This window comes from Pantoea sp. ME81, from assembly GCF_903970985.1.
GTDB classification, from domain to species: Bacteria; Pseudomonadota; Gammaproteobacteria; order Enterobacterales; family Enterobacteriaceae; genus Pantoea; species Pantoea communis.
Map to the genome: position 1 here is coordinate 1 of NZ_CAJCKS010000169.1, position 10,330 is coordinate 10,330.

Annotated in this window: 11 protein-coding genes; 10 read left to right on the plus strand and 1 reads right to left on the minus strand. The window is 57.1% G+C overall.

What is annotated here, in order from left to right; translation table 11 throughout:
- Positions 1-853 (minus strand): gamma-glutamyltransferase (locus H7A81_RS22225; RefSeq protein ID WP_182058745.1); only part of this gene is annotated, 853 nt, incomplete at its 3' end.
- A 175-nt stretch (positions 854-1,028) separates the two neighbouring features.
- Between H7A81_RS22225 and hpxU the strand changes: the two genes are divergently transcribed.
- From hpxU to katG, 10 genes are all read left to right on the plus strand, one after another.
- The gene (gene hpxU, locus H7A81_RS22230) at positions 1,029-1,868 is read left to right on the plus strand and encodes a MurR/RpiR family transcriptional regulator HpxU (protein ID WP_182058746.1); all 840 of its coding nucleotides are present in this window, start codon (positions 1,029-1,031) and stop codon (positions 1,866-1,868) included.
- Between the two features lie 194 nt (positions 1,869-2,062).
- The gene (locus H7A81_RS22235) at positions 2,063-2,848 is read left to right on the plus strand and encodes a transporter substrate-binding domain-containing protein (RefSeq protein ID WP_058961562.1); all 786 of its coding nucleotides are present in this window, start codon (positions 2,063-2,065) and stop codon (positions 2,846-2,848) included.
- 4 nt (positions 2,849-2,852) lie between these two features.
- Positions 2,853-3,521 (plus strand): amino acid ABC transporter permease, encoded by a 669-nt coding sequence (locus tag H7A81_RS22240; RefSeq protein WP_038648825.1) that lies wholly within the window; start codon positions 2,853-2,855, stop codon positions 3,519-3,521.
- Positions 3,518-4,174 (plus strand): amino acid ABC transporter permease, encoded by a 657-nt coding sequence (locus H7A81_RS22245; RefSeq protein ID WP_058961561.1) that lies wholly within the window; start codon positions 3,518-3,520, stop codon positions 4,172-4,174. The genes H7A81_RS22240 and H7A81_RS22245 overlap by 4 nt, the downstream gene beginning before the upstream one ends.
- A complete protein-coding gene (locus H7A81_RS22250) occupies positions 4,155-4,886 on the plus strand; it encodes an amino acid ABC transporter ATP-binding protein (protein ID WP_034825388.1) in 732 nt (243 codons plus the stop codon). Before H7A81_RS22245 ends, H7A81_RS22250 begins: the two co-directional genes overlap by 20 nt.
- Before the next feature lie 20 nt (positions 4,887-4,906).
- Entirely contained in the window at positions 4,907-6,142 is a 1,236-nt protein-coding gene (locus tag H7A81_RS22255; RefSeq protein ID WP_058961559.1) for an alanine--glyoxylate aminotransferase family protein, read from the plus strand.
- Positions 6,139-7,398 (plus strand): allantoate amidohydrolase, encoded by a 1,260-nt coding sequence (gene hpxK / locus H7A81_RS22260; RefSeq protein ID WP_182058747.1) that lies wholly within the window; start codon positions 6,139-6,141, stop codon positions 7,396-7,398. The genes H7A81_RS22255 and hpxK overlap by 4 nt, the downstream gene beginning before the upstream one ends.
- A gap of 11 nt (positions 7,399-7,409) precedes the next feature.
- On the plus strand, positions 7,410-7,904 hold the full coding sequence (gene uraD, locus H7A81_RS22265) for a 2-oxo-4-hydroxy-4-carboxy-5-ureidoimidazoline decarboxylase (RefSeq protein ID WP_182058748.1): 495 nt from the start codon (positions 7,410-7,412) through the stop codon (positions 7,902-7,904).
- On the plus strand, positions 7,901-8,236 hold the full coding sequence (gene uraH, locus H7A81_RS22270; RefSeq protein WP_034825380.1) for a hydroxyisourate hydrolase: 336 nt from the start codon (positions 7,901-7,903) through the stop codon (positions 8,234-8,236). Before uraD ends, uraH begins: the two co-directional genes overlap by 4 nt.
- Positions 8,237-8,499: 263 nt before the next feature.
- A partial coding sequence (katG, locus tag H7A81_RS22275; protein WP_182058749.1) for a catalase/peroxidase HPI occupies positions 8,500-10,330 on the plus strand: 1,831 nt, incomplete at its 3' end.

Genomic DNA, 10,330 nt, shown 5'->3' on the forward strand with positions numbered 1-10,330 from the left:
CAATGCGGTGCACAGTTTGTGCCTCATCCGCCTCTGCCATGTTCAACCGGTCGGTGATGCCCAGAATGGCCAGCGATACCAAACCTTGCGTCGGAGGCGTCATATTCCAGATGTCGCCTTCGCTGTGTGCCAGATGTAGCGGCGTGCAGCGGCGCGCGTGCTGTTTCTGAAGATCTTCCAGGGTGATCGGCATACCCAGCGCGGTCATTTCACGTGCCAGATGGTGGGCCAGTTCGCCGCGATAGAAACTCTCCAGACCCTGTTCACTCAACACGCTAAGTGTATTGGCAAGCGCGGGCTGGGTAAAACGGCTACCGGCACCAGGCACGGTGCCGTCAGGCAAGAAGGTCGCAGCGAAGCCGGGTTGATCAAGCAATTCATGTTGCTTTGCGGCAGTGGCGGCAGCCTGCGATGCGGTAACAGGAATGCCATCGGCAGCATAGCGAATGGCGTCACGCAGCAAACGGGCTAACGGCAACGGCGCAGAACCTAGCTCTTCAGCTAGCGTTAACGCCTCCTGCCAGCCACTCACCGTGCCTGCTACGGTGAGCGCTGCTTTAGGACCGCGATGCGGAATATGGCTTTCGCCGTGATAGAAGTCGAGGTGGGCGAGTGAGCCTGCTGCGCCACTGGCATCGATAGCGATAGGATCGCCATTGGGCGGCACGACCAACCAAAACCCATCGCCACCCAAGCCGTTCATGTGCGGATAGACAACCGCGATAGTGGCCGCTGCCGCTACCATCGCTTCAATCGCGTTGCCGCCTTCGCGTAAAACCGCCAGTGCGCTTTCACTGGCGAGATGATGTGGGGTGACGGCCATGCCGAGCGGGGCCATGTTGCTCTGTATCATAGTGAACTCTTCATCATTGATTCTTTTGTAGGGGGATTGGGTTAGTGGTCGCCGTAATGGGAACCCCTACAAATCCGTGGGGTGATCTAAGCAAGAGCTGTTCCAGTTTTGGTCGGACATCAATGTGGATCGATTTGTGCTAGCTTGTGATGAAACGAAAGTTACAGGACCAATGATGAAACAGCTTGATGAACGCCTTCGCAGTCACTATCCGCAACTGTCGCCGCAGGAGCAGCGTATTGCCGATTTTGTGTTTGACCATTTTGATGACCTGATCAGCTACAACAGCGCAGAGCTGGCGCGGCTGAGCGGGGTATCGAAGGCGACAGTCAGCCGCCTGTTTAAACGTCTGGGCTATGAGAAATACAAGAACATGCGTGATGAGCTGCGTACGCTGCGTCAGAGCGGGATGCCCCTAACCGACAATCGCGATGCAGTGCAGGGCAATACCTTACTGTCGCGTCATTACAAGCAGGAGATGGCCAACCTGACGCAGTGGGTGAACAGCATCGACCCGCAGCAGTTTGGCGAAGTGATTCAGGCGCTGGGTGCTGCAAAGCGGGTGTTTATTATCGGCATGCGTAACGCCTATCCGGTGGCATTGCACCTGCGTCAGCAGCTGATGCAGGCGCGTCCGCAGGTACATGTGTTACCACAACCCGGCCAGACGCTGGGCGAGGAGCTGGTGGATATCACAGCGGAAGATATTGTGGTCGTGATGGCCTTCCGCCGCCGTCCACGCATCATCCGCCCGCTGATGCAGCAGCTACAGCAGAGCAACATCCCGGTGCTGGCGCTGTGCGAGCCGCAGGCGCAGGGTATTATCACCCTGGCACACTGGCAGCTGTGCGCGCCGCTTGATAGCGTCTCCGCCTTTGATAGCTATGCCTCGGCGATGAGTCTGATCAACCTGCTGGCAAATGCACTGCTGCATGAAATGCTGTCGCAAGGCCGTCAGCGTATTCATCAAATTGCCGATCTTTATCAGCAACTGGATGAACTGGAACACCGATAGTGGGCACCACTTTGGTGCTTTGCACCTTTTTTGATCGGGTTTTAATACGGGCGCAATGCCCGTTTTTATCGCCTTAAACTCCGTGTTTATTCGTTTTTCTTCCCTTTGCGCCCCACACCCTGCGGTTGGCACATTAGTTGCAAATCGTTTTATCAAGAATCTTTTGTTTCACGATAAACTCACCGGGGTGCATAATGAAAAAAGTTTTACTGGCAGTCGCAGGCGCAGCATTGCTGATGGCTCAGGTCGGCAGTGCGATGGCCGATCAGCTACAAGACATTCAGAAGCGTGGCGTCATCCGCATTGCGGTGCCGCAGGACTTCCCGCCGTTTGGTTCAGTCGGTACCGATTTACAGCCACAAGGCTATGACATCGACATGGCCAAGTACCTGGCGAAGCAGATGAAACTGAAGTTGCAGCTGGTGCCGGTCTCCAGCGCCAACCGCGTGCCTTATCTGCAAACCGATAAAGTGGATCTGGTGATCTCCAGCATGGGCAAAAACGCCGAACGCGAGAAAGTGATCGATTTCAGCCGTGCCTATGCGCCGTTCTTCCTCGGCGTATTTGGTCCAAAAGGCGAGCCACTGAAAGATGCTGCAGCGTTAAGCGGTAAATCAATTGGTGTGACGCGCGGTGCAGTGGAGGACATGGTGTTGAGCGATGTGGCGCCAAAAGATGCGCAGGTGAAGCGTTATGAAGATAACAACACCACGCTGTCAGCTTACCTGTCAGGCCAGGTGCAGTATGTCGCAACCGGTAACCTCGTGGTGGCTGCCATTGCGCGCCAGAACGCAGAAAAAGCGCCGGTGCCGCAGTTCATGCTGAAAGATTCACCGTGCTTTATCGGCCTGAAGAAAGATGAGCCAGCGCTGAAAGACAAAGTGAACGTGTTGATTGAGCAGGGCATCAAAGACGGCACGCTGAACAAACTGTCAGAAGAGTGGCTGAAAGCCCCACTGCCAGCCAACCTCGGCGCATAACGCAATGATTGGGCAACTCAATTTTGCAGATCTCTGGCCGCACTGGCCAGAGTTACTGGCAGGGCTGTGGGTCACGATTCAGATAACGGTGCTGGCCACCGTCGGCGGGGTGAGCCTGGGGATTCTCGGCGCGGCACTGCGCAGTGGCAAACCGAGCTGGGCGAGTCGCATCTGGGGCGTTTATGTCGAACTGATCCGTAATACGCCATTCGTGGTACAGCTGTTTTTTATCGTCTTTGGTTTGCCCAATCTTGGTCTGAAACTGACGGCGGGCGAAGCAGCGCTGCTGGCGATGTTGATTAACCTTGGCGCGTACAGCACTGAAATTATCCGCGCCGGAATTCAGGTGACGCCGAAAGGGCAGTGGGAAGCGGGCCGTGTGCTGGGGTTGACCCGCACGCAGACTTTTATCCGCGTGGTTCTGCCGCCGTCGCTGCAACGTATTTATCCGGCGCTAGTCAGCCAATGCATCATTGTGATGCTGGGTTCATCGGTGGTGTCGCAGGTGTCGTACGAAGAGCTGACCTTCGCCGCCAACCTGATTCAGTCACGCACTTTCTTGAGTTTTGAAGTCTATCTGGTGACCACGTTGATCTACCTGGCGTTGTCGATTGCCATGCGACAACTGCTGCTGGCGCTGGGGCGTAAATGGTTTGGAGCGCAGCCCGCATGACAACCTTTACTGACTGGGACATCCTGCGCAACCTGCTGCTGGCGGCGCGCTGGACGATTTTACTGTCGCTGGTGGCCTTCTTTGGCGGCACGCTGGTGACCTTACCGCTGCTGTTTTTACGCCTGCTGAAGCGCCCATGGTTGACGCGCCTGATTCGCTGCTACACCGAACTGTTTCAGGGCACGCCGTTGTTGATGCAGCTGTTCCTCGCCTTCTTTGGCGTCGGGCTGTTTGGCATTGATGTGGCGCCCTGGACCGCCGCTTCGCTGGCATTAACTTTCTACACCAGCGCATTTTTGGTGGATATCTGGCACGGCAGTATTCGTGCGCTGCCGAAGGGCCAGTGGGAAGCATCGCGTTGCCTCGGACTGACTTTTGGTCAAACGCTGTTTCGCGTGGTGGCACCGCAGGCGATTCGCATCGCCATTGCGCCGACCGTAGGCTTTGCCGTTCAGGTGATTAAAGGCACCGCGCTGGCCTCGATTATCGGTTTCGTCGAGCTGACGAAAGCCGGCACTATTTTGAACAATGTGACGTATCAGCCCTTTAAGGTATTTGGCCTGGTGGCGCTGGGTTACTTCCTGATGTGTTATCCGCTGTCGCGTTACAGCCAGTACCTGGAGAAAAAATTCAATGCCGCTCATCACCATTAATCAGGTCCAGAAGTACTACGGCGACAACCACGTCCTGAAAGGTGTCGATCTGGATATCGACAACGGCGAGGTGATTTCGATCATCGGCCGCAGCGGCTCGGGCAAAAGTACCTTGCTGCGCTGCATGAACGGACTGGAGGGCTACCAGGAAGGCAGCATCAAACTCGGCGGTATGACGATCACTGACCGTGAATCCCAGGCGCGTGAAATCAGCCGCTCGGTGGGCATGGTGTTCCAGAACTTCAACCTGTTCCCGCACATGACCGCGCTGGAAAACGTGATGCTGGCGCCGCGCCGGGTGCTGAAGAAAAGCGAAGCCGAATGTCGCGAGCTGGCGACGCAGATGCTGGAGAAAGTCGGCCTCGGCGAACGCATCAACTACTACCCGGCCAATTTATCCGGTGGACAACAGCAGCGCGTGGCGATTGCCCGTGCGCTGGCGATGCAGCCGAAAGTATTACTCTGTGACGAGATCACCTCAGCGCTCGATCCTGAACTGGTGGGCGAAGTGCTGAAGGTGCTGGAACAGCTGGCTGCCGAGGGCATGACCTTGATCCTCGTTACCCATGAAATGAACTTCGCCCGTGATGTGGGCGATCGCGTGGTGTTTATGCATCAGGGCCGTGTCTGGGAGCAGGGTGACAGCAAAACGCTGTTTGCCAATCCGCAGACCGCCGAGCTTAAACAGTTTATCTCCACCGTCCGTCTTTAAGTCTTCAAAAGGAATAGCACATGGATATCAGTCAGTTTTCGCAAATAAATCCACCACAACGCCTGCTGATGGGCCCTGGTCCTATCAACGCCGATCCGCGTGTCCTGCGCGCCATGTCGAGCCAGCTGCTGGGTCAGTACGATCCGGCGATGACGCACTACATGAATGAAGTGATGGCGCTGTATCGTGGTGTATTTCGTACCGAAAACCGCTGGACCATGTTGATTGACGGCACCTCGCGCGCCGGTATCGAAGCGATTCTGCTCTCGGCTATCCGTCCGGGCGACAAAGTGCTGGTGCCGGTGTTTGGCCGCTTTGGCCATCTGCTGTGTGAGATTGCCCGCCGCTGCCGCGCCGAAGTGCACACTATTGAAGTGCCGTGGGGCGAAGTGTTCACCCCCGATCAAATTGAAGACGCGATCAAAAAAGTGCAGCCGCGCCTGCTGCTAACGGTGCAGGGCGATACCTCTACCACCATGCTGCAGCCGCTGGAAGAACTTGGCGCCATTTGCCAGAAATACGGCGTGCTGTTCTATACCGATGCCACCGCTTCACTGGGCGGTAACGTGCTGGAAACCGATGCCTGGGGACTGGATGCGGTCTCTGCCGGTATGCAGAAGTGCCTTGGCGGTCCGTCGGGTACTTCTCCGATCACCCTCAGCCCGCAGATGGAAGCGGTGATCCGCAAACGTAAGTGTGTGGAAGAGGGCATCCGTACCGCGGATCATCAGGATGGTGATGAGGAGATGATTTATTCCAACTATTTCGATCTCGGCATGATCATGGATTATTGGGGGCCGGAACGTCTGAACCACCATACCGAAGCCACTACCGCGCTGTTTGGCGCGCGTGAGTGCGCGCGTTTGATGATGCAGGAAGGGCTGGATAACGGTATTGCACGTCATAAGTTGCACGGCGAGGCGATGCTGAAAGGTATTCAGGGCATGGGCCTCGAAACCTTTGGTGACCTGAAGCACAAGATGAACAACGTGCTTGGTGTGGTGATCCCGCAGGGTGTGAATGGCGACCAGGTGCGCAAATTGGTGCTGGAAGATTTTGGTATTGAGATCGGCACCTCGTTTGGCCCGCTACACGGCAAAGTGTGGCGCATCGGCACCATGGGCTACAACGCGCGCAAAGATTGCGTGATGCAAACCCTGAGCGCGCTGGAAGCGGTATTGAACCATGTGGGTTACCGTTCGACACAAGGCGCGGCCATGCAGGCGGCGTGGGATCATTACGGGAGCCACGCATGAGCAAAAGCCTGATGACCGCCAGCGAGGCGCAGTCCGCCGCTGCCCGCGTCATGGCACGCTGCGATGCCCTGGCTGAAATCAGTGAAAGTGAGGATGGTCTGACGCGTGTCTATCTCTCGCCTGAACAGGTCCGCGCCAACGCCCGCGTGGCAGAATGGATGCAGGCGGCCGGCATGACCACCTGGCAAGATGCTGTGGGCAATATCTGCGGTCGTTATGAGTCTGCTGAACCCGGCGCGCAGGCGCTGCTGTTGGGCTCTCATCTGGACACGGTGCGCAATGCCGGGCGCTATGACGGCATGCTGGGTGTGCTGAGTGCTATTGAAACCGTACAGTGGCTGCACGATCGTCAGCTGCGCTTACCGCTGGCGATTGAGATTGTCGGGTTCGGCGATGAAGAGGGCACGCGCTTTGGCATCACGCTGTTGGGCAGCCGGGGTATTACCGGCACATGGCCCGAGAGTTGGGTAACGCATCCGGATGGAAACGGTATAACTGTGGCGGAAGCGATGCAGGATCTCGGTCTGGACGCTGCCAACATTTTGCAGGCAGCACGCGACGTCAACGACATTGCGGCTTACCTTGAACTGCACATTGAACAAGGGCCGTGTCTGGAACAGGAAGATTTGGCGCTTGGCGTGGTGACCGCGATTAACGGCGCGCGTCGTTTGAATTGCAGCTTTATCGGTGAAGCGGGCCACGCTGGCACGGTGCCGATGACCCATCGTAAAGACGCACTGGCCGCCGCCGCCGAGTGGATGGTGTTTGTTGAGCACACCACTGCCGAGCAAGATCCACAACTGGTGGCCACGGTCGGCACCCTGAGCTGTTTACCGGGCGCCGTGAATGTTATCCCCGGTGAAGTGCAGTTTTCACTGGATGTGCGTGGGCCGCAGGATGAGCCGCTGGAGCGCCTGTTGTCCGCGCTGCTGACACAAGCCGAAGCGATTGCCTTGCGGCGTGGACTGACTTTTACCGCTAGCGAATATTACCGTATTGCGGCAACCGCCTGTGATGCACGTTTGCAACAGGCGCTGAGCCACGCGGTGGAAACCGTGCAGGGCCGCAGCGTTTCTTTGCCAAGCGGCGCAGGGCACGACGCGATTGCGATCGCCGATCGCTGGCCAGTGGGTATGCTGTTCGTGCGCAACTATCGCGGTATTAGCCATCATCCAGCCGAGTCCGTGCAGGTAGCCGATGTGGCATTGGGCGTGCAGGCTTATCTGCAAGCGGTCAGCGATCTGGCACAGGCTTAAGGAGCCGTTGCATGGAGTTAGCGGTGTTTAACAATGCCACGCCCAATGAGGCACACACAGCGATAGCCCACTGCGTGGCAATTCCTGACTGGCAGCAAGCGCTGGTGGCCGCACGGCCTTTTGCGGATGTGGAAGCGCTCTATACGACCGCCGAAACACTGGCAAAGCGCTGGCAAGGTGCCGAACTGGAACAAGCATTACGCGCTCACCCCCGTATTGGTGAAAAAGCCGCGGGCGCGGGCAAAGAGGCAGTATTGTCACGCAATGAGCAGTCGGCGATGCAGCAGGCCGATGGCGCGCTGCAATTTGCCATGCTGGCGGGCAATCAATCCTATGAACAGCGCTTCAGCCGGGTGTTTTTGATTCGTGCCAAAGGGCGGAGTGGCGAGGAGATGCTGGCGGAATTGCAGCGCAGGCTCAACAATGATGCAGAGACAGAGCAGCAGGAAGCGCTGACGCAACTGCGTGAAATCACCCTGTTACGGCTTAAGGAGAGCATTGTATGAGCACCATTACCACTCACATTCTGGATACCGCGCTGGGTAAACCCGCTATCGGCGTGGCCATATCCCTGGAGCAGAACAGCCCGGAAGGCTGGTTGCCGATGGCGGAGGGGGAAACCGATAGCGATGGCCGTATTAAAGATTTAACGCCCGAGCCGTTAGCACCGGGCCATTATCGATTGACCGCAGAGATCGGTGACTATTTCGCTGCTGACGGACGCGATGCGCTGTACGTCAGTGCACAGATTGATTTTGTGATTGGTTCGGCGGGCAGCCATTATCATCTGCCGTTTCTGATCTCACCGTGGTCGTGGTCAACCTATCGCGGCAGCTAATTTTGTCACGGCCACCCTAAATGGCGACCCTGCAACACTCCAGTGACTGCAGGGTGCGCATTTAGGGACAACTGGCTGCAAACGACACCTGTTTTAGTGACGAAATTATGCGCAACTGACGATAAAACCCTACTTTCTGTGCGCCATGTCACACGCTGCGCTTGAAAGACAGTAACTATCAAAACCTTCGGTTCATCCAAATATATTCTTTCACAAGGTACGGTTATCTTTACCGGACAATGTGAAGCAAACGGAGCCGAAAAATGAGCACGCACGACAATAACGATAATGCAGCAGCGTCAGGCAAGTGCCCCTTTCATCACGGGGCGTCTGAAGAAAAAAGCGTACTGGCACGTGGCGCGGGGAGCGGAACAACCAACCGCGACTGGTGGCCAAATATGTTACGTGTCGACCTGTTAAATCAGCACTCCAACCGTTCCAATCCCCTCAGTGAAAACTTCAACTACCGCGACGAGTTCAGCAAGCTGGATTACCCGGCGTTAAAAGCGGATATCCGCGCTATTCTGACCGACTCTCAATCCTGGTGGCCAGCCGACTGGGGCAGCTATATTGGGCTGTTCATTCGCATGGCGTGGCACAGTGCCGGTACTTACCGCACCGTGGATGGTCGTGGTGGTTCCGGCCGTGGGCAGCAGCGTTTCGCGCCGCTTAACTCCTGGCCAGACAACGTTAGCCTCGATAAAGCACGTCGCCTGCTGTGGCCGGTAAAACAGAAATACGGTCAGAAAATTTCCTGGGCCGACCTCTATATTCTGGCGGGTAACGTCTCGCTGGAGAATGCCGGCTTCCGCACCTTTGGTTTTGGTGCCGGACGTGAAGACGTGTGGGAACCGGATCTGGATGTGGATTGGGGTAACGAAACTGAATGGCTGGCGCATCGCCACCCAGAAAGTCTTGCCAATGCGCCGGTGGGTGCCACCGAAATGGGCCTGATCTACGTCAACCCGGAAGGCCCGGAAGCCAGCGGCGATCCGAAATCAGCGGCACCAGCGATTCGCGCCACCTTCGGCAATATGGGCATGAACGATGAAGAGATCGTCGCGCTGATTGCCGGTGGCCATACATTGGGTAAAACCCACGGTGCGGCTGCCGCCAGCCACGTGGGTGTTGATCCAGAAGCCTCGCCAATTGAAGCGCAGGGCCTCGGCTGGAGCAGCAGCTACGGCAGCGGTGCCGGTGCTGATGCGATTACCTCCGGTCTGGAAGTGGTGTGGACGCAGACGCCTACCCAGTGGAGCAACTACTTCTTCGAGAACCTGTTCAAATACGAATGGGTACAGACACACAGCCCAGCAGGCGCGATCCAGTTCGAAGCGGTGGATGCGGAAGCGATCATTCCAGACCCGTTCGATCCCGAGAAAAAGCGCAAGCCCACCATGCTGGTGACCGATCTGACGCTGCGTTTTGACGAAGAGTTCGGCAAGATCTCCCGCCGTTTCCTCAACGATCCACAGGCCTTTAATGAAGCCTTTGCCCGCGCCTGGTTCAAACTGACCCACCGCGATATGGGGCCAAAAGCGCGTTACATCGGCCCGGAAGTACCAAAAGAAGATCTGATCTGGCAGGATCCATTGCCAGCCGCGATCCACCAGCCAACCGCTGATGAGATCACTGATCTGAAAGCGAAGATTGCTGCTTCCGGTCTCAGCGCCAGCCAACTGGTCTCTGCGGCCTGGGCATCTGCTTCCACTTTCCGTGGCGGTGACAAACGTGGCGGGGCCAACGGTGCACGTCTGGCACTGGCACCGCAAAACGGTTGGGCAGTGAATGCCAGCGTGATTCACGATGTGCTGCCAACCCTGCAAAAAATTCAGCAGGAGTCTGGTAAAGCGTCGCTGGCGGATGTGATCGTTCTGGCCGGCAGCGTGGGTATTGAAATGGCTGCCGCAGCGGCGGGCGTGGGGGTGGGAAGGGCGTTTTCACCGGGGCCCGGGGGTGGGGGGCCGGGGCAAAATGGGGGAGGGGTATTTTGTGTGGTGGCAACTCCTGCTGGTGGGTTTCGGCAATATTCTCGGATCGCCAGGGGCTCCACCACCCGCAAGAACGGGAGAGGACCACGCCTGAACTCCAGTC